The following is a 23,105-nucleotide window of genomic DNA, read 5'->3' on the forward strand; positions in this document are numbered from 1 at the left end:
TCAGTCTCCGTCGAGCGAGGAGAAGCCGGCGGTCAGGCCGAATTCGGCCGTCAACCTGGTGCCGATCAAGCCTGACAGGCTGGAGGTGATCAGCGCGAAATGCTCGAGCTTTTCGCGCTCAACCGGATCGGCGAGCGCCTTGTCGATCGGGCCCTGAACCGACTTCGCGGTGGCGACGCCGTTGACCAGCTGGATATGGATCGATTCCGCCATCCAGCGTGCATCCTCCGGCAGCGCGTCGCCGAGTTTCGAGGCCTCAAACAGCGTGTCGATGCCTGAGAGATTGCCGGCTAATGACAGGCCGGTGTTCTGCGAGCGCCAGAAGATCGCCTGCCTAGGCTTGTCTGCATCCGGCTTGGCGCCGAGAAAGCCCTTGAGGCGCACGTCTCGGACCATCTCCAGCTCATTGATGAAGACGCCGGCCAGTTCGGTCACCGCTTCGGTGCCGTCGCGATAGAGCGCGTTGTCAGGTCCCGGATTGGCCCACAGGGCCGCAAAGCCGTTCGGCTTTTTCCAGGCTGCGTCGACGTCGGCGGCCATCGTCTCGATATTCCTCGCAATCGCCGCGCCATAGGCACAGCGATAGGGATCGTCCTTGCCGGCGAGCGCCTCGGAGCCATCGCCATAGAGCACGAACTCCAGCGCCCCTAACCCCTGCATGGCGACGCTCTTGCCAGCCAGCTGCGCCGGATCGGTGGCGGTCGGGTCCTTGGCGGCCAGAGCGGCCTGCACCTGCTTCAGGCCGATGCTCTTGCGGTCCGGCCAGTAGAGCATGCGCTCCAGCCGGTTGTTCTCCTTGATCGGCCCGAAGCCGATGATTTCGGCCGACGACCAGGCTGCGACCGTGGCCGAGAATTCGGCATGCGCGGCGTCGAGATTGCCCTGTGATGGCGCCTGGCAGAGCGTGTCCATGGCCTTGGCCAGGCTACCGGTATGGTTATGCAGGCTGGCATAGGCGGGACGGACAAAGGCGTCGATCGCGCGCTGGATGACGTCGGAGGCTTTCACCGAGGCCGATGCCGGGGAGGACATGGCCAGCGCTAGCGCGAGGGCAGGCAAAAAGCGCTTCAGCATCAGAGGGACTCCAGGAATTTGATGAGAGCATCGCGGTCGGCGGCATCGGTAGCGGCAAAGCCGTCGCGCGCCTTCTGCCCCTCGCCGCCGTGCCAGAGGATAGCTTCGGTAAGCGTACGCGCACGCCCGTCATGCAGGAAGAAGCTGTTGCCGTTGACCGTCTTGGTGAGCCCGACGCCCCAGAGCGGCGGTGTGCGCCATTCGCTGCCCGTCGCCTCGCCAACGGCCTGGCCATCGGCGAGACCGGGACCCATGTCGTGTAGCAGGAAGTCAGAATAAGGCCAGACCAGCTGGAAGGCTTGCGCATTGTTGGGCGTGCCGCGCATGGTGACGAATTTCGGCGTGTGGCAGGAGATGCAGCCCATGTCGTAGAACAGTTTCTTGCCGGCGAGCACGGCCGGATCGCCGACATCGCGCCGCGCTGGCACGGCAAGATTCTGCGAATAGAAAGTGACAAGGTCCATCACCGGCGACGGCGCCTCGACAGTACCGAGCCGCTTCTGGACGCCGTTCGGCATGGCGAGGCAGGCCTTTTCGGCCGCGGTGCAATCGCCCCAATGGTTGGGCCCTTCCGGTGTCGAAATGCCGATATCGCCGTCAAAGGCATCCACCGCCTGCTGGCGGATCGAGGCGGTTTGCGCCTTCCAGCCGAAGCGGCCGAGTGTCAGTTCGCCGCTGCTGACGTCGCGTACGATGTTGGGTTTGCCGGAAATGCCGTCGCCATCGCGGTCGTCTGGATCGGCGTGGGCAAGAATATCGGCCGGTGCGATCTGTTCGATCAGGCCAAGGCCGATCATCGGCGGCGTCAGGCGCGGCGACAATGTGGTGTTCGGGTCGAGCGGCCCGTAGCCGAGACCGTCGATGGAATAACTCGGTTTGCGCAGCGAAACGGTGGTGCCGTCGCCAAGCGCAACCTTTTCCTCGTGATAGTCGACATGCATGCGGCCTTCGCCCTTGAGGCCGGGGACGGCCAGCTCCTGCAATTGCGTGCCGTAGACCGGGTCAGGGAAGTTCAGCACATTGTGCGCGGCGATCTCGGCCTTTTCATCCGCTGTGCTGGCATCGCGCGCCAGCCGCAGGAACATCGAGGTGGTGCGGCTGTCGGCTGCTGGCGGGCGGCCGCGGCCATCCTTCAGATGGCAATTCTGGCAGGCACGCTCGTTGAACAGCGGCCCGAGACCATCCGACGCCTGGGTCGAAGACGGCGACGACACCCAGTTCTTGCGAAAAAGCGCATTGCCGAGCTTGAAATTGCCCTCTTCCTCGAAGGTGATGTTTTCAGAGGGTTGAGAGAAGGCGTCGCGGTCGACCTGCTTGCGCGAGGTGCCGGCGCCGCCTTGCATCGTTTCGAAGGATTCTGGCTTGGAGAAGTCCGTGGTCGGCCTGGTGACGGCAAGGACGCGCGCCTGATCCTTCGGCGTCAGATCGGTGCGGCTGGTGGCGAGGCCGTCCGGGTCCACAGCACCAGCCAGCGCCGGGGCCGAAACAATCGCAAGGATGGCAACCGAAAGCCCGCGAAACGGCTGGTATCGCGGATTTTTGAGGAGCAGCGAGCCGTTAGCCCGCCGCAAGCGGCGCGGAAAATCTAGGAGACGCCGCATTCCCGCATGATCCTACTCCGCCTCGTCCGCCGATGCGGCGTTGAGCTGGCCGTACTTTTCCTCGCCGATCGAGGCCAGCAGGTCGAGCTGCGTTTCAAGGAAGTCGATGTGACCTTCCTCGTCCGCCAGCAAGTCCTCGAACAGCTTCATCGTCACGTAGTCGCCTGCTTCTTCACAGATCTCGCGCGAACGCTTGTAAGCGGTGCGCGCGTCATATTCGCCGGCAAGATCGGATTCGAGCACTTCCTTGACGTTCTGGCCGATGCGCAAAGGCGCCACGGACTGCAGATTGGGGTGGCCTTCGAGGAAGATGATACGGGCCACCAGCCGGTCGGCATGGTGCATCTCCTCGATCGATTCGGCGCGTTCCTTCTTTGCCAGCTTGGCGTATCCCCAGTCCTCGAGCAGACGGAAATGCACCCAGTATTGATTGACGGCGCCGAGCTCCAGGAAAAGAGCCTCGTTAAGCCGCTCTATGATCAGCTTTTCGCCTTTCATGGGTTCTGCTCCCGTATTGGACGCGCAGGCCTCTGACGCGATCCAGATGTGAAACGATGTCGACGCCGCTCGCCTCCGAGCGGGCGTGGTAATTTTCGGTGACCCGAATGATCGTTTCGACCACATTTGGGAAGCAGCCGCAACAGCGACCGCGCTTTTGCATCGAGTGATAGACTTTCGCCGGCACGATGAGCTGCCAGGGATCCTGATCCAGCAGATCGACGATCGTCTGCTCAATCTCCTTTTCGGTGATGATGTTGCAATGGCAGATCAGCATGGATTGGCTCTGGCTGACGGCGCCTCCTCCGCGCCGTTTGGCTGGTGGTTGGTTGGGGTGTTACTTGAACACTTTCTCCGGTGCATCAAGGCTGTCGGAACCTTCGAAGGCAATGTCGTTGAGCTTCAAGGCACCAACGGCGCGTTCGATCGACTTGGTCTGGTCGACCAACGCGTCGATTGCCGCCTGCACCGTGGCGTTGCCTTCGGTGTTGCCCTCGGCGATCTGCTGGTCATAGGCCTCGCCGGCCACAGCCCGCGCCTTGATCGCCTCCATCTTGGCGACCGAGACGTCGAGCTTGTCGGACAGCTCCTTGTCGATCGCCGGATCGGCTGCCTTCACCATATCGTGCACCGATGGACCTGAAACGACGGTGCCGTCGAGGCGCGTGTAGCTGGCGAGATAGGCGGCGCGGATGCCGATGGCGTCATAGAGATGCGAGTTGAAGGTGTTGTCGGAGAAGCAGTCGTGCTCCTCTTCCGGATCGTGTAGTAGCAGGCCGAGCTTCATGCGCTCGCCGGCCAGTTCGCCGTAGGACAGCGAGCCCATGCCGGTGAAGACCACCGAGATGGCGGTGTTCGGCTGGCCGTCGACAAGGTTCTTGCGGGCCACGCCGTCTTCCTTCCAGTTGCCGACCATCTCCTGCAGGTCGGAGACCAGCAGGTCGCTGGCAGACTTCAGATACTGCGCCCGGCGGTCGCAATTGCCGCCGGTGCAGTTCTTGAGGTCATAGTCGGTGTAGGGCCGCTCGCCGGCGCCCGGGCCGGTGCCGTGCAGGTCCTGGCCCCAGAGCAGGAATTCGATGGCGTGATAGCCGGTGGCGACATTGGCTTCGATGCCGCCGGCCTCCTGCAGCGTGCCGGAGAGGAACTCCGGCGTCAGCTTCGACGCGTCGACCTTCTTGCCGTTGATCTCGATTTCCTTGTTGGCGATCACATTGGCGGTGTAGAGCGCGTTGGCATCGGACTCGGTGCCATAGCTCTTGGCGACATAATCGATCAGGCCTTCGTCCAGCGGCCAGGAGTTCACCTTGCCTTCCCAGTCGTCGACGATCTTGTTGCCGAAGCGGTACACCTCGGTCTGCTGGTAAGGCACGCGCGACGCCTTCCAGGCATCGCGGGCGGCGTTCAGCGTGTCGGCCGACGGGTTGGAAAGCAGCGCGTCGACAGCCTTGTCGAGCGCCTGGGCGGTGGTCAGCGAATCCTCGTATTTGGCCAGCGCGATGTCGGAATAGGTTTTGATGACCGCCTTGGCGTCGGTCTCTGCCGCCTTGGCCGGCAGGATGAAAACCGCCGCCGTCAACATTGCCGTGGCACCGATCGCAGCCAGCCTGCCGCCATATCGTGCTGTCATCATCGTTCTCCAGTTCAAAGGGAATTCGGTAAAAGGCGCGCGTGCCAGGCGGTGCCCGGACATAGGCATGCCATAGGTCACAACGGATGCCGCGCCGCTGCGCGGCTCACGGTAGAAAGACACCAAATGCCTCCAATCGAACGGGTTCAAGGCCCAAACATCAAAGGGATGCGCTGACGCGCGAGCCTCCATAAAACGATGGCGGCGCTGGAAGTCAACTGGCGAACCCCAGAAAATTCAATTGAAACAACAGTTTAGAATTATTCTAAACTGGGACTATCAACTTTAAACCGTATCCCCAGCAGCCCTGGTGAGAGACACCGAGATTGACAGACGACCATTCCGGGTGCGACCCGGACCTGGGCTCTTGCGACGGCGGCAGACAATCGCCATCTGGCGGAACGGCTCACAATCAAAGAGCATGATGTCGTCCGCAAACCGCTTCACACTTTTCGGCATCATGCTCTAGATTTGAAACAGGAATTCGGGTTGCGATGAAGAATGGTGTCGTCATTGTCGGTGCGGGTCATGCGGGCGTGCAAGCGGCCGCCAGCCTGCGCGAGGAAGGCTATGACGGACCGGTCGTGCTGATCGGCGACGAAAACGAGCTGCCCTACCACAAGCCGCCTTTGTCGAAGACCTTCATCAAGGATGCCGAGGCCAAACCGCAGCCCTTGCGCGGCGAGGCATTTTACACCGGCAGCACCATCGACTTCAGGCCAGGCATCCGTATCGACAGCATCGATACGGCAGGCCACCGGCTGGAAATAGCAGGCGGCGGTGTGCTTGCCTTCGATCGCCTTATCCTGGCCACCGGTTCGCGGCCGCGGCTTCTGCCACTTCCGGGCGCTGACCTCTCGGGCGTGCTGTCGCTACGCTCGATCGCCGATGCACGGCTGATCCGCGAACTCAGCGCGCAGAGCGAAGACATCGTCATTCTCGGCGGCGGCTTCATCGGACTGGAGATCGCGGCGACGCTGCGAGTGGCCGGCCGCAACGTCACCGTGGTTGAGGCAGTCGACCGGCTGCTCGGCCGCGCCGTGGCGCCGGTGGTGGCGAGCCATGTCCGCCAGCGGCTGGAAACGATCGGCGTGCGCATTCTCACCGGCACCACCATTGCAAGGCTGGAAGGCGAAAACGGCCATGTCAGCGCCGCCATCACCTCCACCGGCGAAAGGTTGCCGGCCCGCATGGTCATTGTCGGCATCGGTGCGGTGCCGAATGTCGAACTGGCGCAGGCTGCCGGGCTGACTGTTGCCAATGGCATCCGCGTCGACCAGCAGATGCGCAGCTCGGTGCCTGACATCCTCGCCATCGGCGACGCTGCCTCTTACCGCCACTGGTCGACCGGCGGCGATGTGCGGCTGGAATCGGTGCAGAACGCCACTGACCAGGCCCGGCTTGCCGCGCGCACCATCACCGGCCATGCGGACGCCTATGCGGCGGTGCCATGGTTCTGGTCGGATATCGGCGACATGAAGTTGCAGATGGTCGGACTCACCTCGGGCGGCGACAGCCATGTCGTGCTGGGCGACCGCGGCGACAACAAGTTCTCGATCTACCATTATGCCGGCAAACGGCTACTTGGCATCGAATCGGTCAATCGTCCGGGCGACCACATGCTCGGCCGCAAGATGCTCGGCGCAGGGTTTTCGCCGACGCAGCAGACGGTGGCGGAAGGGCCTGATGGGCTGAAGGCTGCGCTGGCGGCGTTCCAGCAGGATGAGCCAGCTAGGGCTGCGGGTTAGGTTTGCTTTACCCTCCCCCTTGTGGGGAGGGTCGATGCGAAGCATCGGGGTGGGGGTCGGCGCCAAGCTCCCCCACCCGGACCTTCGGTCCGACCTCCCCACAAGGGGGAGGTAAAGGCTGCTCAGGCAGCGCAGACTTCGCGGATCGAGCTTTCCAGAATGTCGAGCGCCTCGTTCATGACATTGTCCTGGATGGTGATCGGCGCGAGGAAACGGATGACGTTGCCGTAGACGCCACAGGTCAGTAGGATCAGCCCCTTGTCGAGCGCCTTCAGCCGGATCGCGTTGGCGATCTCGGCCGACGGCAGGCCTTTCTTGACGTCGTTGAACTCGACCGCGTTCATGAACCCTAGACCACGGATATCGACAATCTCGGGCACGTCGTCACGGATCGCCGACAGGCGCTGCTTCAGGCGGGCGCCGAGCGCGTTGGCGCGGTCGCACAGCTTCTCGTCCTCGATGACGTCGAGCACGGCGTGTGCTGCAGCGACACCGATCGGGCTGCCGCCATAGGTGCCGCCGAGGCCGCCGGGGCCGGGCGCATCCATGATTTCGGCGCGGCCGGTGACCGCCGCCAGCGGGAAGCCGCCGGCCAGGCTCTTGGCCATGGTGGTGATGTCGGCCGCGACTTCATGATGGTCCATGGCGAACATCTTGCCGGTGCGGGCAAAGCCGGTCTGCACCTCGTCGGCGATGAGCAGCATACCGTGCTGGTCGCAGAGTTTGCGCAGCGCCGTCAGGAACTCGCGCGGCGCGTCATAGAAGCCGCCCTCGCCCTGCACCGGCTCGATGATGATGGCGGCCACGCGGGCCGGATCGACATCGGCCTTGAACAGCCTGTCGAGTGCGGCAAGCGAATCCGCGACCGACACGCCGTGCAGCGGAACCGGGAACGGCGCATGGTAGACGTCGCCCGGCATGGCGCCGAAACCGACCTTGTAAGGCACGACCTTGCCGGTCAGCGCCATACCCATGAAGGTGCGGCCATGGAAGCCGCCGGCAAAGGCGATGACGGCCTGGCGGCCGGTGGCGTTGCGGGCGATCTTGATGGCGTTCTCCACCGCCTCGGCGCCCGTGGTGACGAAGATGGTCTTCTTTTCGAACTTGCCGGGCAGCATGGCGTTCAGCCGTTCGGCCAGCCTGACATAGCTCTCATAGGGCACCACCTGGTGGCAGGTGTGGGTGAAGCGGTCGAGTTGCGCCTTGACCGCCTCGATCACCTTGGGGTGGCGATGGCCAGTGTTGACGACGGCGATCCCGGAGGAGAAATCGATGTAGCGGCGGCCTTCGACGTCCCAGATCTCAGAATTTTCCGCGCGATCGGCATAGATTTGCGTCGTCATGCCGACGCCGCGGGAAATCGACTGGTTCTTGCGTTCGGAAATGGCTGCGTTCTTCATGGTCATCCCTCGCCGGGCTGGCGCCCGCTCTTGCTTGACAGGTCTCGAGCCTCTTCTGGCCTTATTTCACGTTTTCCTCAAGTCGGCACCGTCGTCCGGCGATTGGGCCTGCCGTCGGTGCGCGGCACGTCGACAGGTCCTGATCCGCTGACCGATACGCGTACGAGATCGGTTTCCTTTTCCTTCGGATCGATTATCCTCCCGATGTCTGGGACAGCTCACCCGTTATGAGCGTTCCGGATCGGTGAGGGACCCTATGAGCAGAAACGCGACATCGTCCGCCCCGCAGCGCCCGGCCTCAGGCCTTCTTTCGTTTTCTCCGATCCTTCTCGCCTGTGCGATGGTGCCGCTGCTGCTGGCCGGCTGCCAGAAGCAGGAGGCGGCCAAGAAACTGCCGATCATGGTGCGCACCGAGACGGTGGCGATGGCCGATTATGCGCCGAGGAGCTCGCTGACAGGCGTGATCGCGGCGCGCACGCTGAACAATCTGTCGTTCCGTGTCGGCGGCCGCGTCGCCGAACGGCTTGTCGATGTCGGCCAGCATGTCGACAAGGACGCCGTGCTCGCCCGCATCGATCCGCAAGAACAGGAATCCGATTTGCGCTCGGCGCAAGCCGATCTCGACGCCGCGCAGGCGCAACTGACCCAGGCGGCCGCCACCTTCGAACGGCAGAAAACCCTGCTTGCCCAGGGTTTTACCACCAGGCGGGACTATGATGCCGCTGACCAGGCGCAGAAGGTGGCGCAAGGCAGTGTCGACCAGGCGCAGAGCGCGCTTTCCAACGCCAAAGAGAACCTGTCCTTCACCGAGCTCAAGGCGGGCGCTGCCGGCGTCATCACCGCTCGGCAGGTCGAATCCGGGCAAGTGGTGCAGGCGGCACAGACGGTCTTCACCGTCGCCGAGGACGGTGACCGCGATGCGGTGTTCAATGTCCAGGAAACGCTGGTCGCCAAAACGGCGCCATCGCCCTCGGTGACGATCACGCTGCTTGCCGACCCGCAGGTGAAGGCCTTGGGCAAGGTGCGCGAAGTCTCCCCCGCGGTCGATCCGGCTTCGGGGTCGGTCCGGGTCAAGGTCGGCATTGCCGACACGCCGGCAGGCATGCCGCTCGGCGCCACGGTCATCGGCTCGGTCAACGCCAGGTCGGCGAAGGCCGTCATCCTGCCCTGGCAGGCGCTGACCTCGATCGAGGGCAAGCCGGCTGTCTGGATTGTCGATCCCTCGACCAAGGCGGTGACAACAGCCCTGGTCAATGTGCTGGCCTTCGATTCCGGCGTGGTTGTCGTCGACAAGGGGCTGGAGGCCGGACAAAGCGTCGTCACCGCGGGCGGCCAGCTGCTCAGTCCCGGGCAGACGGTTGAAATCTCGGGAGCAGCACAATGAGGCGGCTGCGCATCCTGCTTCTCGTGCCCGCTCTGTTTTCAGTTGCGATGCTCGTAGCCTGTTCGAAGTCAGAGGAAAGGCCGCCCGAGATCATCCGGCCGGTGCTGTCGATGGTGATCGAGCCGCAGACGACGCAGACCTTCGGCTTTGCCGGCTCCATCGAGCCGCAGGTCAGCGCCGACCTCGCCTTCCGCCTGCTCGGCCGCGTCGTCTCGCGCGACGTCAAGGTCGGCGACATCGTCAGCAAGGGCACGACGATCGCCACGCTCGATCCGACGGCGCTCGAGCTTGCCGTACAGGCGGCAAAGGCCGAACTCTCCAATGCCGAGGCGCAATTCGCCAACGCCGCCGCCAGCGAGGACCGCCAGCGCCAGTTGCTCGCCGCGGCCAACACCTCGCAGGCCGTCTTCGATGCCGCGCAGCAGGCGAGGCAAGCGGCCGAAGCCGGCGTCGAGCGGGCCAAGGCAGCGCTTGCCAAATCGCAGGAGCAGCTTGGCTATGCAAGGCTGTTCTCGGACTTCGACGGCGTCGTCACCGCCACCGGCGCCGAGGTCGGCCAGACGGTTTCGGCGGGCCAGACCATCGTCACCGTGGCGCGCTCGGATTTGCGCGAAGCGGTGGTCGACATTCCCGACCAATTGATCGGCGATCTGGCTGTCGGCACGCCGTTCGGCGTCATCCTGCAATCGCTGCCGTCGATCCAGACCGAGGCCACGCTGCGCGAGATCGCGCCGCAGGCCGATAGTTCGACCCGCAGCCGCCGCGTCAAGCTGACGCTCACCGATCCGCCGCAGGCCTTCCGGCTCGGCTCGACGGTGACGGCGACACGGGTGGCTAAGGTGGCGCCGACGATCGAGCTGCCGCTGTCGGCGCTGCTGCAGAAGAATGGCGGCGACAAGGTCTGGATCGTCGATGAAAAGACGTCGAGCGTCTCGACGCGCGACATCAAGATCGCCTCGAAGGGCGCCGCCAGCTTCATCGTCGCCGAAGGACTTGAGGCCGGGATGCGCGTCGTCACCGCCGGCGTCCACAGCCTGGTGGAGGGCCAGAAGGTCAAGACTCCACAAGGAGGGGCGTCATGAAGGGGTTCAACCTCTCCGACTGGGCTCTCAACCACCGCTCGCTGGTCTGGTACTTCATGCTGGTCTTCGTCGTCGCCGGCATCTTCGCCTACCTCAATCTCGGCCGCGAGGAAGATCCGAACTTCACCATCAAGACCATGATCGTCCAGGCCAATTGGCCGGGCGCCTCGGTCAACGAGACGGTGCGGCAGGTCACCGACCGCATCGAAAAGAAGCTCGAGGAACTGGACAGCCTCGACTTCACCCGCTCGGTCACCACCGCCGGCAAGACCGTCATCTTCGTCAACCTGAAGGACACCACCAAGGCGCGCGATGTTGTGCCGAACTGGACCCAGGTGCGCAACATGGTCAACGACATCGCGCCCCAATTTCCGCAAGGCGTGCAGGGGCCGTTCTTCAACGACCGCTTCGGCGACGTCTTCGGCAATATCTACGCCTTCACCTCGGACGGGCTGACGCCGCGCCAGTTGCGCGACTATGTCGAGGATGTCAGGACCCAGATCCTGACTGTGCCCAATGCCGGCAAGGTCGATCTGGTCGGCGCCCAGGACGAAGCCATCTATCTCGAATTCTCGACCCGCCAGATCGCAGCCCTCGGCCTCAACCAGCAGGCGATCGTGGCCAGTCTGCAAGCGCAGAACGCCATCACCCCGTCGGGCGTCGTCGAATCCGGACCCGAGCGCGTCAGCGTGCGCGTCGGTGGCCAGTTCACCTCCGAGGAGAGCCTGCGCGGCATCAATCTGCGCGTCAATGACCGCTTCTTCCGGCTGAGCGATGTGGCAACGATCCGGCGCGGCTATGAAGACCCGCCGACGGCACTGTTCCGCTTCAACGGCCAGGATGCCATCGGGCTCGCCATCGGCATGAAGCCCAATGCCAATCTGCTCGAATTCGGCGCGGCGCTTGAGAAGAAGATGGACGAGGTGCTGGCCGACCTGCCGGTTGGCGTCGGCGTGCATCTGGTCGCCGACCAGCCGGTGATCGTGGAGGAAGCCGTTTCGGGCTTTACCCGGGCGCTGGCCGAGGCCGTCGCCATCGTGCTTGCCGTGTCCTTCATCAGCCTCGGCATGCGCGCCGGCTTCGTCGTAGCACTGTCGATCCCGCTGGTGCTGGCCATCACCTTCACGGTCATGGCCTATCTCGGCATCTCGCTGCAGCGCATTTCGCTGGGGGCGCTGATCATCGCACTCGGCCTTTTGGTCGACGACGCCATGATCGCGGTCGAGATGATGGTGGCGCGGCTGGAGGTCGGCGACAATCTGCGCAAGGCGGCGACCTATGTCTACACATCGACCGCCTTCCCGATGCTGACCGGCACGCTGGTGACGGTCGCCGGCTTCATCCCGATCGGCCTCAACAACAGCGCCGCCGGCGAATACACGTTTACGCTGTTCGTCGTTATCGCGGTCTCGCTTTTGGTGTCATGGATCGTGGCGGTGCTGTTCGCACCGCTGCTCGGCGTTACCATCCTGCCGGCGACGATGAAGCAAAAGCACGAGCAACCGGGACGCTTCACCAGCCTGTTCCGGCGCGTGCTCGTGGGCTCGGTGCGACACCACTGGCTGACGATCTTCGTCACGGTATTGTTGTTTGCCGGCTCAATCGCCGGCTTCGGCCTTGTCCAGCAGCAGTTCTTCCCGCCTTCGGACCGGCCTGAGCTGATTGTCGACTGGAATCTGCCGCAGAACTCGTCGGTCACCGAGACGCGCGACCAGATCGAGCGCTTCGAAGGCCGGGCGCTGGCCGGCAATCCCGACGTCGACCATTTCTCGTCCTATATCGGCCAGGGCGCGGTGCGCTTCCTGCTTGCCTTCGACGTGCAGCCGGCCAATCCCTATTTCGGCCAGACGGTCATCGTCACCAAGAGCATCGAGGCGCGCAACCGGCTGAAGCCGGTGCTGGAGAAACTGCTGCGCGAAGAATTCGTCGGAACCGATGCCTTCGTCAAGCCTCTGGAACTCGGGCCGCCGGTCGGGCGCCCGGTGCAATACCGCGTCGGCGGACCCGACATCCAGACGGTGCGCGAGCTGGCGCAACAATTTGCCGGCCTGATCTCGGTCAATACGAAGCTGGCGGCGCCGACTTTCGACTGGAATGAGCCGCAGCGCGTGCTGAGGGTCGATGTGCTGCAGGACAAGGCGCGCCAGCTCGGCATCACCTCGTCCGACATCGCCAGCGCGCTGAACAGCACGGTCGGCGGCGCCACCATCACCCAGGTGCGCGACGCCACCTACCTGATCAACGTCATCGCCCGCTCGCGCGAGGCCGAACGCGGCTCGATCGACACGCTGCAGAACATGCAGCTGCCGACCGGCAATGGCGAGGCGATCCCGCTCGCGGCGGTGGCCAACTTCCGCTACGACCTCGAACAGCCGACGGTGTGGCGGCGCAACCGCATTCCGACGATCACCGTGCGCGCCGGGCTGGTCGGCGACGTGCTGCCGGCAACCGTCGTCAACGAATTGAAGCCGTCAGTCGACGCCTTCATCGCCAAGCTGCCGCCCGGCTATTCGGTCGCAACTGCCGGCTCGGTCGAGGAAAGCGCCAAGAGCCAGGGACCGATCGCCGCCGTCGTGCCGCTGATGCTGTTCGTCATGGCGACCATCCTGATGATCCAGCTGCAAAGCTTCCAGCGCCTGTTCCTGGTGGTGGCGGTCGCGCCGCTCGGCCTGATCGGCGTGGTGGCGGCCCTGGTGCCCAGCGGCGCGCCGCTCGGCTTCGTCGCCATCCTCGGCGTGTTGGCGTTGATCGGCATCCTGATCCGCAACTCGGTCATCCTGATCGTGCAGATCGAAGATCTCGTCGCCGAGGGCAAGGACCGCTGGGCGGCGGTGATCGAGGCGACCGAACACCGGATGCGGCCGATCGCGCTGACGGCGGCGGCGGCGAGCCTGGCGCTGATCCCGATCGCGCGCGAAGTGTTCTGGGGACCGATGGCCTACGCCATGATGGGCGGCATCATTGCGGGTACCGCGATCACGCTGCTGTTCCTGCCCGCGCTTTATGTGACGTGGTTCCGGATCAAGGAGCCGAATGTGGAGGCGGACAACGCTGTGATGGAAGGCGCTGCTGTTGCGGAGACGTAAGGCAAGGTCGAGTTCCTTCGCGCCCCCCTCTGTCCTGCCGGACATCTCCCCCACTAGGGGGAGATCAGCGGTTTCGGCGCCGCGCCAATTCTGCAACACTGGTGATTTGCGAAAACCGCGATGACAGCTAATCTCCCCACCCGTGGGGGAGATGGCCGGCAGGCCAGAGGGGGGCGCGACAGATCGCGACCTCCGCGCTATGTGCTTACAAGCGCCTCACTCGCCGCGAGCATCATTCGTTGTCATTGAAGCCGACAGGACGCGACTTGGCCCGCTGCCAGGGCGACGATTTTGAGCTTCGCCAGGCATGCCAGCCTTCCGGCAAGTCGGCCAATTGGAGGATGCTCTCATCCCGCTTCACCACATTCTGCAGGCTGACGATCATTATGTCGTCGTCTTCGGCTGGACCGGGCTCGCTGTTGTGAAATTGCCAGCTGCCGTCTTCATCGTCATGCGACACATATGCGATCCAGTCATCCCGTTTGAAGATGCTCCTGTCTACAAAAACCGCGACATTGGGCGGATCTGAAAACTTCCACTCACCCATGGCGTTTCCCCAAAAACAGTCCGAGCGAACTCACGCTGTCCGCACAAACCCCTCGCTCGCCCTCAACAGGTTGCGCGTATAATCCTTGGTCACGCGATGCCCGATCAACTGGCTCGCGGTGAGATTCTCTACCGCCTCGCCGCTCTGCATCACCATCAGCCGCTCGCACATATGGGTGATGATGGCGAGGTCGTGGCTGACCATCAGGAAGGTCAGCTTGCGCCGCCGCCGCACCTCCTCGAGTAGGTTGAGCACCTCGGCTTGCACCGAGGCATCGAGCGCCGAGGTCGGCTCGTCGAGCAGCAGGATCGAGGGTTCGAGGATCAGCGCGCGGGCAATGGCAACGCGCTGGCGCTGGCCGCCGGACAATTGGTGCGCGTAGCGGAAGCGGAAACCGTTGCCGAGGCCGACCTCGTCCAGCGCCCGCTGGATACGCTGTTCGCCGTCGGCAAAGCCGTGAATGGCGAGCGGTTCCTGCAGCAGGCGGTCGACGGTCTGGCGCGGATGCAGCGAACCATAGGGGTCCTGGAAGACCATCTGCACTTCGCGATAGAAGGCCTTGTCGCGGCGCGCGCCCAGCGTCTTGCCGTTGACCGTGATGGTGCCGGATTTGGCCGACACCAGGCCGGCAATGGCTTTCAGCAACGTCGACTTGCCCGAACCGCTCTCGCCGACCAGGCCGAAAGAATCACCCGATTGCACCTCCAGGCTGACACCTTTCAGCGCGCGAAACCGGTCGAACACCACCTCCAGCCCGTCAATGGAAATGGCTGGAGTCATGCGGCCCACTCCGGCTTGCGGTCGAGCACCGGCAGCGGATGGCGTTCGTAGCCGATCCTGGGCATGCAGTTGAGCAGGCCGCGCGTGTAGGGATGCTGGGCGTCGCGCAATTCCGAGGCCTTGAGCTGTTCGACCACCTTGCCGGCATACATGACGATGACGCGGTCGCAGAAAGACGCAACCAGCCGCAGATCGTGCGAGATGAAGATCAGCCCCATGCCACGCTCGCTGACCAGCCGGTCGAGGATGCCGAGCACGTCAAGCTGCACGGTGACGTCGAGCGCCGAGGTCGGCTCATCGGCGATCATCAGTTCCGGCCCGGCGATCAGCATCATGGCGATCATGGCGCGCTGGCCCATGCCGCCGGAGACCTCGTGTGGATGCAGGTCGAAGACACGCGAGGGATCGCGGATCTGAACGGCTTCGAGCATGGCCAGCGCCCGCTCGCGGGCCTCGGCCTTGGAGACCTTCTCATGCGTGCGCAGCGTCTCGACGATCTGGCGGCCGATGCTCATCACCGGGTCGAGCGAATATTTCGGATCTTGCAGGATCATGGCGATGCGCTTGCCGCGCAGCGCCCGGCGCTGCCGGGCCGGCATGGCCAGAAGGTCGGCGCCGTCGAGGGCGAGCGTCTTGGCCGTCACAAGGGCCTGCGGCGGGGTCAGCCCCATAATCGCGCGGCCGGTCTGCGACTTGCCGGAACCGCTCTCGCCGACAATGCCGAGACGCTCGCGGCCGAGCGAGAAGGTGACGCCGCGCACCGCCTGGATCAGGCCGGTGCGGGTCGGGAAATCGACGCGCAGATCGTCGACTTCAAGCAATGTGCCTGTCGCGCCGCTCATTGATCGCCACTCCTGGGGTCCAATGCATCGCGCAGGCCGTCGCCAAGCAAATTGAAGCCGAGGCTGACGATCAGGATGGCAAAGCCCGGCGCGCCGGCCACCCACCACTGGTCGAGCACGAAGCGGCGGCCCGACGCGATCATCGTGCCCCATTCCGGCAGCGGCGGCTGCGCGCCGAGGCCGAGGAAGCCGAGGCCGGCAGCGGTGAGGATGATGCCGGCCATGTCGAGCGTCACCCGGATGATCAGCGAGGAGATGCAGAGCGGCATGATGTGGCGCAGAACGATGCGGAAGGGCGAGGCGCCCATCAATTGCACCGCCTTGATGTAATCGGAGTTGCGCACGGTCAGCGTCTCGGCGCGGGCAATTCGGGCGTAAGGCGGCCAGGAGGTGATGGCGATGGCCAACACCGCGTTCTCGATGCCGGGCCCGAGTGCGGCGACAAACGCCAGCGCCAGGATCAGCTTGGGGAAGGCGAGGAAGATGTCGGTGATGCGCATCAGGATGGCATCGGTCCAGCCGCCGGCATAGCCGGCGACGGTGCCGACCAGCAGGCCGATTGGTGCGGCGATGATGGCGACGAGGATGACGACATAGAGCGTCCAGCGCGAGCCAAAAAGAATGCGCGAATAGATATCGCGGCCGAGATCGTCGGTGCCGAACCAGTGCGCCGCGCTCGGCGCCAAAAGACGCGCATTCTTCAAATCGCCAATGGTCGGCGAATAGGGCGCCAGCACATCGGCGAAGGCGGCGACGACCAGCAGCGCGATGATGATCAACAGGCCGAGAAACGCCAGCCGGTTGGCGGAAAAGCGCCGCCAGGCGACATAGGCACGGCCGAGCCTTGCCTGCATGCGCGAGGCCGGCCGCTCGCTGAGCAGCCAGTCACGTCGGGTCTGGATTACCTCGGCGCTCATCGGACCTTCGTCCTCGGATCAAGCACCTTGTAGAGCACGTCGGACAGGAGATTGATGCCGATGAACACGGAACCGATGACGATGGTGCCGCCAAGCACGGCGTTCATGTCGGCGTTCTGCAGCGAATTGGTGATGTAGAGGCCGATGCCGGGCCAGGAGAACACGGTCTCGGTCAGCACCGAACCTTCGAGCAGCCCGGCATAGGAGAGTGCGATAACCGTGACCATCGGCACTGCCGCGTTGCGCAGTGCATGGCCCCAGATGATGCGCGTTTCCGACAGGCCCTTGGCGCGCGCGGCGACGATGTATTCCTGCGACAGCTCGTTCAGCATAAAGGAGCGCGTCATACGGCTGATATAGGCGAGCGAAAAATAGCCGAGCAGCGACGCCGGCAGGATGATGTGGCGGTAGGCGTCGTAGAAGACATCCCATTGCCCCTGCATCGCGGCGTCGAGCAGATAGAAACCGGTGATCGGCGTGAAGGTGTATTCGTAGACGACGTCGAGGCGGGCCGGGAAAGCCACCCATTGCAGCTTGGCGTAGAACAGGACGAGCCCCAGAAGCCCGACCCAGAAGATCGGCACTGAGTAACCGATCAGGCCGATGACGCGTACGATCTGGTCGATAAGGCTGCCGCGTTTTACCGCTGCCAGCACGCCGAGCGGCACGCCGAGCAACGAGCCTATCAGCGTGCCCAAAGTTGCCAGTTCGATGGTTGCCGGAAAGGCACGACGGATGTCGGTCATGACCGGATTTGTGGTCAGCACCGAGGTGCCGAAATCGCCATTCAGCGCATTCTTCACATAGATATAGAACTGCTGGATCAGCGGCAGGTCGAGCCCCATCTCGCGGCGCGTGCGTTCGACGACATCGGCCGGCGCCCGGTCGCCGAGCACCGCCAGCACCGGGTCGATCGGGATGACACGGCCGATGAAGAAGGTCACCGCAAGCAGGCCAAGATAGGTCGTGATCGCGATGACCAGGAAACGGCCGAGCGATGATGCAAGCGCGACGGCGCGGGCGCTGCCGCGCCCGCCCCCGTTTTCAATCGCGCTCATGCTGCGCGTCCGCGGGCACTATTCCTTCGACACCGGCCCGACGAAGTTGGTGTCGAAGCTCGGGCCGAGCGCGAAGCCCTTGAGGTTCTTGCGCAGGCCGGCCACTTCGAGCTGCTGGTGGATGATGACGAAGGGGCTGGTGTCGAGGATCTTCTTCTCGAGATCTTTGTACATATCGGCGCGCTTGCCTGCATCCTTCTCGAGCAGAGCCGCTTCCGTTTCCTTGGTCAGCTCCGGAATGTCCCAGGAGTTGCGCCAGGCAAGCGTATGGGACTTGCCGGCGTCCGAATTGTCGGGGTTCGACGCAAAGGTCTGGGCATTGGAATTCGGATCGAAGTAATCCTGGCCCCACTGGCCGATATAGATGTCGTGGTTGCGGGCGCGGTATTTGGTCAGCGTCTGTTTGCCATCGCCGGGGATGATCTCCAATTTGATGCCGGCCTGACCCAGCGTCTGCTGGATCGATTCGGCCATGCCTGTCTCCGGCTGTTTGCTGCGCACGTCCATGGTTACGCTGAAGCCGTCCGGCATACCGGCCTTGGCCAACAGTTCCTTCGCCTTGGCGACGTCGAGCTTGAACGGATTCTCGTCGAGTTCACCCAGCACGCCCTTGGGCAGGAACGTCTGGTGGATCTCGCCAATGCCCTTGAGGATGGTCGAACCCAAGGCATCATAGTCGACCAGATACTTGAACGCCTGGCGCACCTCGGGCTTGGCGAGGTTCGGGTTCTTCTGGTTGAGGCTGATATAGTAGACCGTGCCCTTCGGCGCGCCGGTGGTGGTGAGATCGGCGTTCTTGGCGATGGCGTCGAGATCGTTCGGCTCGAGATTGCGGGCAACGTCGATGTCGCCGGCTTCGAGCGCCAGGCGCTGGGCCGAACTCTCCTTCATGTTGCGATAGATGACGCGGGCAAGCTTGGCCTTCTCACCGTAGTAATTGTCGTTTCGCTCCATGACGACGGCTTCGTTGGCGCGCCATTCGCGCAGCTTGAAGGCGCCGGAGCCGGCATAGCCGGTCTTCAGCCAGGCATTGCCGAAATCATTGTCCCATTTGTAGTCGGCGCTCGGCGTCACCGCAGCGACATGTTCCTTGACCAGCTTGGCGTCGACCACCGACGCGACGGTTGCCGACAGGCAGTTCAACACGAAGCTCGGCGCATAGGCCTTGTCAACGCTGAACTGGAAGGTTGTGTCATCGATTGACTTGGCCTTCTCGGTGACATTGTCGCCGCTGATGCCGAACTGGCCGATGATGAAGGCCGGGCTCTTGTCCAGCTTGACGGCGCGTTCGAACGAGTAGGCGACGTCGGCCGCGGTGATCGGGTTGCCCGAGGCAAATTTCAGACCGGGCTTGAGCTTGAAGGTATAGGTCAGGCCGTCATCGGAGACGGTCCAGCTCTCGGCGAGATCGCCCTTGACCTTGGACGTGTCACTGAGGTCGAGGCGGACAAGCAGATCATAGGTGTTGCCGGTGACCTCGGCGGTCGACAATTCGAACGCCTCGCCCGGATCCATGGTGATGATGTCGTCGATCGCAAAACCTTCGACCAGCGTGTCGGCGGGCGTCACGGCCAAGGCCGGCGCTACGAGCAAGGCCGACAACGCCGCGCCCGCGAGCAAGGTACGAGAGCGCAGAGCAAATTTTTCGAGCATCATGATGATTGTTCCCTGGTTTGTTGATTGTTGACCCCGAGTTCCCGGCTCAGGGCTGCAGTGTTCTTTTTTCGAGGCCGGAGAACGGCCGTTCGACCTCTTACCGTGTTGGTTTTTGTCCAGTTGGTCAACACCCTATCCGGCAGCTCTCCAACCGGCAACGGGCATTTTATGAGCCGGCATATTGGAGCGGAATGAGCGACGGACGTCGAAGCATGGCCCGGCCAATTGCAGCGCCCGATCCGGAAAAAACTGCTCTTGTCAGTGCTATTTTATTGAGTGCTATTTTATCGCGGCGACCAGATCGGCGTTGGGAAAGCAGGTGGCGGCGCGGCCGTTCTTTTCCTGCCAGCTGCCGATCGAGCGGCGGGTCTTGAAGCCGGGCAGACCGTCGGCGCTGCCGACATCGTAGCCCTTGGCCTCCAGCGCCCGCTGCAAGGCGGCGATGTCGGAACGGTGCAGGCCACCGACCGGACCCCATTTGCCGGCGAAGTCGGCATCACCGTGAGCAATGCGGTCGGCGCCATGGCCGATGAACAGGGCGTAGAGGTCGCTGGTGTTGTATTCCTTGAGTACGTAGAAGTTGGGCGTCGCGATGAAGGCCGGGCCGCTGCGCCCGGCCGGCATCAGCAGAAAACCTTCGGCTTTCAGTTCGCTGCCCGGAAACGGTTTGCCGCCGACGCGGCTGATTCCCAGCGCCGCCCAGGCTGAGATCTTCTTGCCCTGATCGGGACCTTCGAGCGAGCAGGAAACGCTTGCCGGAACCGTGACCTCGAAACCCCAACCGCGACCCTTCACCCAGCCATAATGGACGAGATAGTTGGCGATCGAGGCCAGCACGTCCGGGGTCGAATTCCAGATGTCGGGGTGGCTATCACCGTCGAAATCGACGGCATGCTTCAGGAACGATGTCGGCATGAATTGCGGCTGGCCGAGCGCGCCGGCCCATGACGATTTCATGGCGCCGACAGGGGCCAGACCGCGCTCGACGATTTCGAGTGCGGCCAGCACTTCAGTGCGGAAGAAGTCTTTTTTGGTCGACATAAACGCCTTGGTGCCGAGCACCTCGAACGCGTCGTAAGGCATTTTCGCGGCGCCGAAGCCGGTCTCGCGACCCCAGATCGCCAGCAGCACCTCGCCCGGCACGCCGTAGCGTTTCTCGATAGCAGCCAGCGTCTTGGCATTGGCCGCTTCGCGCGTTCGCCCACCTGACGTGACGGCGCGCACCGTTTTTTCGGCGAAATAGGCACCGGGCGAGCCGAACTCGGCCTGATGCTGCTTTTGCGGGGTTTTGGGCTTTTCTCCGGGTAGGACGAGGTCGGGCAATTTGAGGTTCGGCTTCACGCCGTCGAAGGCGGCATCGAAGGTAGATTTGGAGATGCCTTTGGCTTTTGCTTCGGGCCAGAGGTCGGTCTGCAGCCAGGCGCGGAACTGGTCGTCGATTTTGGCGGCGGAGGCGGGAGCTACAAAAAGCAGGGCGATAACGGATGCGAGAAGCGTAACAAGCGCCAATCTGAAAGATCCGCGCTCTGTCGCGCGGGCGCGAAGGAATGCAGTCATCTCAGCAGCACCCTCCCGCCAATTGCGTCAAAACGCCGTCCGCGCTCGCAACGCGGCGGCCAGTGTACCCTCATCGAGATAGTCCAACTCGCCGCCAACGGGCACACCATGGGCGAGCCGTGTCACCTTGACCTCGAAACCCGAGAGCTGGTCGGTCAGGTAATGCGCCGTCGTCTGGCCCTCGACCGTGGCGTTGACGGCGAGAATGACCTCCTTGACCTCGCCGCCGGCGACGCGGTCGACCAGCGAGCGGATGTTGAGCTGTTCTGGACCGATGCCGTCGAGCGGCGACAGCGTGCCGCCGAGCACGTGATAGCGCACGTTCATCGCCGCCGCCCGCTCCAACGCCCAGAGATCCGAGACATCCTCGACGACGATCAGCGTTGAGGCATCGCGGCGCGGATCGGTGCAGATCATGCAGGGGTCTGACGTATCGACATTGCCGCAGGTCGTGCAGATGCGCACCTTGTCGGCCGCCTCGGCCATGGCGGCGGCGAGCGGTGACAAAAGCTGCTCCTTCTTCTTGATGAGGTGCAGTGCCGCGCGCCGGGCCGAACGCGGCCCGAGCCCCGGCACCTTGGCCAGGAGCTGGATCAGGCGTTCGATCTCGGGACCGGCGATTCGCTTGGACATCGCACTGATCTAGGATTTTTCGGCGCGCTTTGAAACATGCCGCATACGCACAGAGCCCGCCATGCTGCCATGGCGGGCTCTGAAAATGCAGCTGGCCTCAATATGCCGAGAGCGGCCGGGTCTGGTCGGCAATCATCGCGCCGATGGCGTCGGTGTTCTCAGGCGTCGACTGGAAGCCCATCGACGCTTCCTGCGTCGCCGAAGGTACCGAGGTGATGTAGCGGGCGTTCAGCGTGCCACCGAACCGCGAGGCATCTGGCTCGGCCATCGGCTCCTGCATCGCCATTTCGGTCTGCTTTACCGCGACGCGACCGCCCTTCGCTGGGGCCACGGCAGCCGTCACATAGGTCTGCTCGACCGGGGCCTGGCTAGCCTTGGTCGCGCGAACTGCCGCAGCCTGCTTGGCGGGGTCCGGACGGACGATCGTTTTCACCACCGGCTCGGCGTAAGCCACCTGCACCGGCGCTTCAGCCACGGGCGCGCGCGGCGTCACTGAAGCAACCATGGTCGTCGGTTCATCCGGCAGCGGCTGCCAGTTGCGGCCGCGCTTCTCGTAGAAAGCATTGCCGCCGGCGACCATGGTGTAGTGCATGTTCTTGTAGGGGAACTTCAGGCCGGCGGTGTGGAAGTACATCGTGTTCTTCAGCTTGGCCTTGCGCTCGCCCTTGAGCACGGCGTCGGCGGCTTCCTCGACATCAGGCATCGCCTTGGAATTCATCGGCCGCGTCATCACGCCGGGCGCGAACTGGCCCGGTTCACCCACCACCTGGCAAATGGTGCTGCCATGGTTGCCGGAGCGCAGCCGGTTCATCACCACCGTGCCGACGGCGATCATGCCGTCGCGGCTCGACCGGTTGGATTCGAAGAACATCGCCCGCTCCAGGCATTCCTTCTCCTTCGGCGTGTTGCGGTAGGCGCGCGTCGAGAGGAAGCTGGGCGTGATGGCGTCGGTCAGGCTGGCGACCGACATGCCGTGAGAAGACGTGGTCTGGCTGCAACCCGCCAGGAACAAAGGGGAGAAGATGATGCCGAGCAACAGCGGCGTCTTCCATCGCGTCGCGATCAACAAAAGTGCCTCATTTTCCAGATGCCGCCCGTCCCAGGATGTGGCAAGAATGAGACTCTTAAAGGCAAAAAGATGGCTAAAGGATTAGCATTCGTGCAGCATAGGTAAAACTTTATAAATGCCCGGATATGTCCGCGTGAGCAAAGCCGGGGAAAGTCTTAACAATAGCCCCCGCAGCCGATTTCCGTTCATAATCAATTAACTGGTGAAGCCGGCTCAGAACGGCAATTTCATTCCGGGCGGGATCGGCAAGCCTGCCGTCAGCGCCTTGGTCTTCTCCTGCATGATCTGCTCGACCTTATTTTTGGCGTCATTGTGGGCGGCCAGAAGCAGGTCTTCTAGGATCTCGACATCGTCCTCCTTGAACAGGGACGGGTCGATCTTCAGCGACTTCATTTCGAACTTGCCGGTCAGCGTGACACTGACCAGGCCGCCGCCGGCCTGCCCACTTGCTTCAAGCGTGGCGATCTCGTCCTGCATGGCCTGGAACTTGGCCTGCATTTCCTTCGCCTTGCCCATCAGGCCGAGAAGATCTTTCATGGTCGG

20 protein-coding genes are annotated in these 23,105 nt (G+C 63.5%); 4 read left to right on the forward strand and 16 right to left on the reverse strand.

Annotated elements, in window-relative coordinates; translation table 11 throughout:
• The 5 genes from AC04SH_RS08750 to AC04SH_RS08770 are packed head-to-tail and all read right to left on the reverse strand — an operon-like array spanning window position 1 to window position 4,803.
• Window positions 1-1,074: an imelysin family protein gene (locus AC04SH_RS08750; RefSeq protein ID WP_488574712.1), complete on the reverse strand. Its 1,074-nt coding sequence runs from the start codon at window positions 1,072-1,074 to the stop codon at window positions 1-3.
• Window positions 1,074-2,675: a di-heme oxidoreductase family protein gene (locus tag AC04SH_RS08755; protein ID WP_488574713.1), complete on the reverse strand. Its 1,602-nt coding sequence runs from the start codon at window positions 2,673-2,675 to the stop codon at window positions 1,074-1,076. Before AC04SH_RS08755 ends, AC04SH_RS08750 begins: the two co-directional genes overlap by 1 nt.
• A gap of 12 nt (window positions 2,676-2,687) precedes the next feature.
• A complete protein-coding gene (bfr, locus tag AC04SH_RS08760) occupies window positions 2,688-3,173 on the reverse strand; it encodes a bacterioferritin (RefSeq protein WP_488574714.1) in 486 nt (161 codons plus the stop codon).
• Entirely contained in the window at window positions 3,139-3,450 is a 312-nt protein-coding gene (locus AC04SH_RS08765; protein ID WP_488574715.1) for a (2Fe-2S)-binding protein, read from the reverse strand. Before AC04SH_RS08765 ends, bfr begins: the two co-directional genes overlap by 35 nt.
• A 60-nt stretch (window positions 3,451-3,510) precedes the next feature.
• Window positions 3,511-4,803 carry an imelysin family protein gene (locus AC04SH_RS08770; protein ID WP_488574716.1) on the reverse strand — a complete coding sequence of 431 codons (1,293 nt, stop codon included), beginning with the start codon at window positions 4,801-4,803 and terminating at the stop codon, window positions 3,511-3,513.
• Window positions 4,804-5,297: 494 nt separating this feature from the next.
• Here AC04SH_RS08770 and AC04SH_RS08775 point away from each other — a divergent pair, with 494 nt between their 5' ends.
• Window positions 5,298-6,551 carry an NAD(P)/FAD-dependent oxidoreductase gene (locus AC04SH_RS08775; protein WP_488574717.1) on the forward strand — a complete coding sequence of 418 codons (1,254 nt, stop codon included), beginning with the start codon at window positions 5,298-5,300 and terminating at the stop codon, window positions 6,549-6,551.
• A gap of 122 nt (window positions 6,552-6,673) precedes the next feature.
• Here the strand turns inward: AC04SH_RS08775 and AC04SH_RS08780 are convergent, their stop codons facing one another.
• The gene (locus tag AC04SH_RS08780; RefSeq protein ID WP_488550090.1) at window positions 6,674-7,951 is read right to left on the reverse strand and encodes a 4-aminobutyrate--2-oxoglutarate transaminase; all 1,278 of its coding nucleotides are present in this window, start codon (window positions 7,949-7,951) and stop codon (window positions 6,674-6,676) included.
• 256 nt (window positions 7,952-8,207) lie between these two features.
• Between AC04SH_RS08780 and AC04SH_RS08785 the strand changes: the two genes are divergently transcribed.
• From AC04SH_RS08785 to AC04SH_RS08795, 3 genes are read left to right on the forward strand one after another with little or no spacing between them, the layout of a single operon-like run.
• On the forward strand, window positions 8,208-9,335 hold the full coding sequence (locus AC04SH_RS08785; RefSeq protein ID WP_477233638.1) for an efflux RND transporter periplasmic adaptor subunit: 1,128 nt from the start codon (window positions 8,208-8,210) through the stop codon (window positions 9,333-9,335).
• Window positions 9,332-10,417 (forward strand): efflux RND transporter periplasmic adaptor subunit, encoded by a 1,086-nt coding sequence (locus tag AC04SH_RS08790; RefSeq protein ID WP_477233637.1) that lies wholly within the window; start codon window positions 9,332-9,334, stop codon window positions 10,415-10,417. Before AC04SH_RS08785 ends, AC04SH_RS08790 begins: the two co-directional genes overlap by 4 nt.
• Window positions 10,414-13,503, forward strand: coding sequence for an efflux RND transporter permease subunit (locus tag AC04SH_RS08795; RefSeq protein WP_488574718.1), 3,090 nt, complete (start codon window positions 10,414-10,416; stop codon window positions 13,501-13,503). The genes AC04SH_RS08790 and AC04SH_RS08795 overlap by 4 nt, the downstream gene beginning before the upstream one ends.
• Window positions 13,504-13,735: 232 nt before the next feature.
• On the opposite strand, the gene AC04SH_RS08800 is transcribed toward AC04SH_RS08795, so the two are convergent.
• The 10 genes from AC04SH_RS08800 to AC04SH_RS08845 all read right to left on the reverse strand — a co-directional run bounded on the left by AC04SH_RS08800 (window position 13,736) and on the right by AC04SH_RS08845 (window position 23,099).
• The gene (locus tag AC04SH_RS08800; RefSeq protein ID WP_488574719.1) at window positions 13,736-14,050 is read right to left on the reverse strand and encodes a hypothetical protein; all 315 of its coding nucleotides are present in this window, start codon (window positions 14,048-14,050) and stop codon (window positions 13,736-13,738) included.
• A gap of 30 nt (window positions 14,051-14,080) precedes the next feature.
• Window positions 14,081-14,830 (reverse strand): ABC transporter ATP-binding protein, encoded by a 750-nt coding sequence (locus tag AC04SH_RS08805; protein ID WP_488574720.1) that lies wholly within the window; start codon window positions 14,828-14,830, stop codon window positions 14,081-14,083.
• Window positions 14,827-15,672 (reverse strand): ABC transporter ATP-binding protein, encoded by an 846-nt coding sequence (locus AC04SH_RS08810; RefSeq protein WP_488574721.1) that lies wholly within the window; start codon window positions 15,670-15,672, stop codon window positions 14,827-14,829. The genes AC04SH_RS08805 and AC04SH_RS08810 overlap by 4 nt, the downstream gene beginning before the upstream one ends.
• The gene (nikC, locus tag AC04SH_RS08815; protein WP_488574722.1) at window positions 15,669-16,589 is read right to left on the reverse strand and encodes a nickel transporter permease; all 921 of its coding nucleotides are present in this window, start codon (window positions 16,587-16,589) and stop codon (window positions 15,669-15,671) included. Before nikC ends, AC04SH_RS08810 begins: the two co-directional genes overlap by 4 nt.
• Entirely contained in the window at window positions 16,586-17,647 is a 1,062-nt protein-coding gene (locus AC04SH_RS08820) for an ABC transporter permease (protein WP_488574723.1), read from the reverse strand. The genes nikC and AC04SH_RS08820 overlap by 4 nt, the downstream gene beginning before the upstream one ends.
• Window positions 17,648-17,665: 18 nt before the next feature.
• Window positions 17,666-19,303, reverse strand: coding sequence for an ABC transporter substrate-binding protein (locus tag AC04SH_RS08825; protein ID WP_488574724.1), 1,638 nt, complete (start codon window positions 19,301-19,303; stop codon window positions 17,666-17,668).
• A gap of 279 nt (window positions 19,304-19,582) precedes the next feature.
• The gene (locus tag AC04SH_RS08830) at window positions 19,583-20,860 is read right to left on the reverse strand and encodes a lytic murein transglycosylase (protein ID WP_488574725.1); all 1,278 of its coding nucleotides are present in this window, start codon (window positions 20,858-20,860) and stop codon (window positions 19,583-19,585) included.
• Between the two features lie 27 nt (window positions 20,861-20,887).
• The gene (recR, locus tag AC04SH_RS08835) at window positions 20,888-21,493 is read right to left on the reverse strand and encodes a recombination mediator RecR (RefSeq protein ID WP_488574726.1); all 606 of its coding nucleotides are present in this window, start codon (window positions 21,491-21,493) and stop codon (window positions 20,888-20,890) included.
• Window positions 21,494-21,590: 97 nt separating this feature from the next.
• A complete protein-coding gene (locus tag AC04SH_RS08840; RefSeq protein ID WP_488574727.1) occupies window positions 21,591-22,559 on the reverse strand; it encodes a cell wall hydrolase in 969 nt (322 codons plus the stop codon).
• A gap of 216 nt (window positions 22,560-22,775) precedes the next feature.
• Window positions 22,776-23,099 (reverse strand): YbaB/EbfC family nucleoid-associated protein, encoded by a 324-nt coding sequence (locus AC04SH_RS08845; RefSeq protein WP_112560695.1) that lies wholly within the window; start codon window positions 23,097-23,099, stop codon window positions 22,776-22,778.
• Window positions 23,100-23,105 lie beyond the last annotated feature (6 nt).

It is taken from the genome of Mesorhizobium sp. CNPSo 4688 (assembly GCF_057784295.1).

What these genes read in the sequence shown, in the direction of transcription:
- AC04SH_RS08750 (WP_488574712.1), bottom strand. Translation starts at nt 1,074, where the DNA reads ATGCTGAAGCGCTTTTTGCCTGCCCTCGCGCTAGCGCTGGCCATGTCC.
- AC04SH_RS08755 (WP_488574713.1), bottom strand. Translation starts at nt 2,675, where the DNA reads ATGCGGCGTCTCCTAGATTTTCCGCGCCGCTTGCGGCGGGCTAACGGC.
- bfr (WP_488574714.1), bottom strand. Translation starts at nt 3,173, where the DNA reads ATGAAAGGCGAAAAGCTGATCATAGAGCGGCTTAACGAGGCTCTTTTC.
- AC04SH_RS08765 (WP_488574715.1), bottom strand. Translation starts at nt 3,450, where the DNA reads ATGCTGATCTGCCATTGCAACATCATCACCGAAAAGGAGATTGAGCAG.
- AC04SH_RS08770 (WP_488574716.1), bottom strand. Translation starts at nt 4,803, where the DNA reads ATGACAGCACGATATGGCGGCAGGCTGGCTGCGATCGGTGCCACGGCA.
- AC04SH_RS08775 (WP_488574717.1), top strand. Translation starts at nt 5,298, where the DNA reads ATGAAGAATGGTGTCGTCATTGTCGGTGCGGGTCATGCGGGCGTGCAA.
- AC04SH_RS08780 (WP_488550090.1), bottom strand. Translation starts at nt 7,951, where the DNA reads ATGAAGAACGCAGCCATTTCCGAACGCAAGAACCAGTCGATTTCCCGC.
- AC04SH_RS08785 (WP_477233638.1), top strand. Translation starts at nt 8,208, where the DNA reads ATGAGCAGAAACGCGACATCGTCCGCCCCGCAGCGCCCGGCCTCAGGC.
- AC04SH_RS08790 (WP_477233637.1), top strand. Translation starts at nt 9,332, where the DNA reads ATGAGGCGGCTGCGCATCCTGCTTCTCGTGCCCGCTCTGTTTTCAGTT.
- AC04SH_RS08795 (WP_488574718.1), top strand. Translation starts at nt 10,414, where the DNA reads ATGAAGGGGTTCAACCTCTCCGACTGGGCTCTCAACCACCGCTCGCTG.
- AC04SH_RS08800 (WP_488574719.1), bottom strand. Translation starts at nt 14,050, where the DNA reads ATGGGTGAGTGGAAGTTTTCAGATCCGCCCAATGTCGCGGTTTTTGTA.
- AC04SH_RS08805 (WP_488574720.1), bottom strand. Translation starts at nt 14,830, where the DNA reads ATGACTCCAGCCATTTCCATTGACGGGCTGGAGGTGGTGTTCGACCGG.
- AC04SH_RS08810 (WP_488574721.1), bottom strand. Translation starts at nt 15,672, where the DNA reads ATGAGCGGCGCGACAGGCACATTGCTTGAAGTCGACGATCTGCGCGTC.
- nikC (WP_488574722.1), bottom strand. Translation starts at nt 16,589, where the DNA reads ATGAGCGCCGAGGTAATCCAGACCCGACGTGACTGGCTGCTCAGCGAG.
- AC04SH_RS08820 (WP_488574723.1), bottom strand. Translation starts at nt 17,647, where the DNA reads ATGAGCGCGATTGAAAACGGGGGCGGGCGCGGCAGCGCCCGCGCCGTC.
- AC04SH_RS08825 (WP_488574724.1), bottom strand. Translation starts at nt 19,303, where the DNA reads ATGATGCTCGAAAAATTTGCTCTGCGCTCTCGTACCTTGCTCGCGGGC.
- AC04SH_RS08830 (WP_488574725.1), bottom strand. Translation starts at nt 20,860, where the DNA reads ATGACTGCATTCCTTCGCGCCCGCGCGACAGAGCGCGGATCTTTCAGA.
- recR (WP_488574726.1), bottom strand. Translation starts at nt 21,493, where the DNA reads ATGTCCAAGCGAATCGCCGGTCCCGAGATCGAACGCCTGATCCAGCTC.
- AC04SH_RS08845 (WP_112560695.1), bottom strand. Translation starts at nt 23,099, where the DNA reads ATGAAAGATCTTCTCGGCCTGATGGGCAAGGCGAAGGAAATGCAGGCC.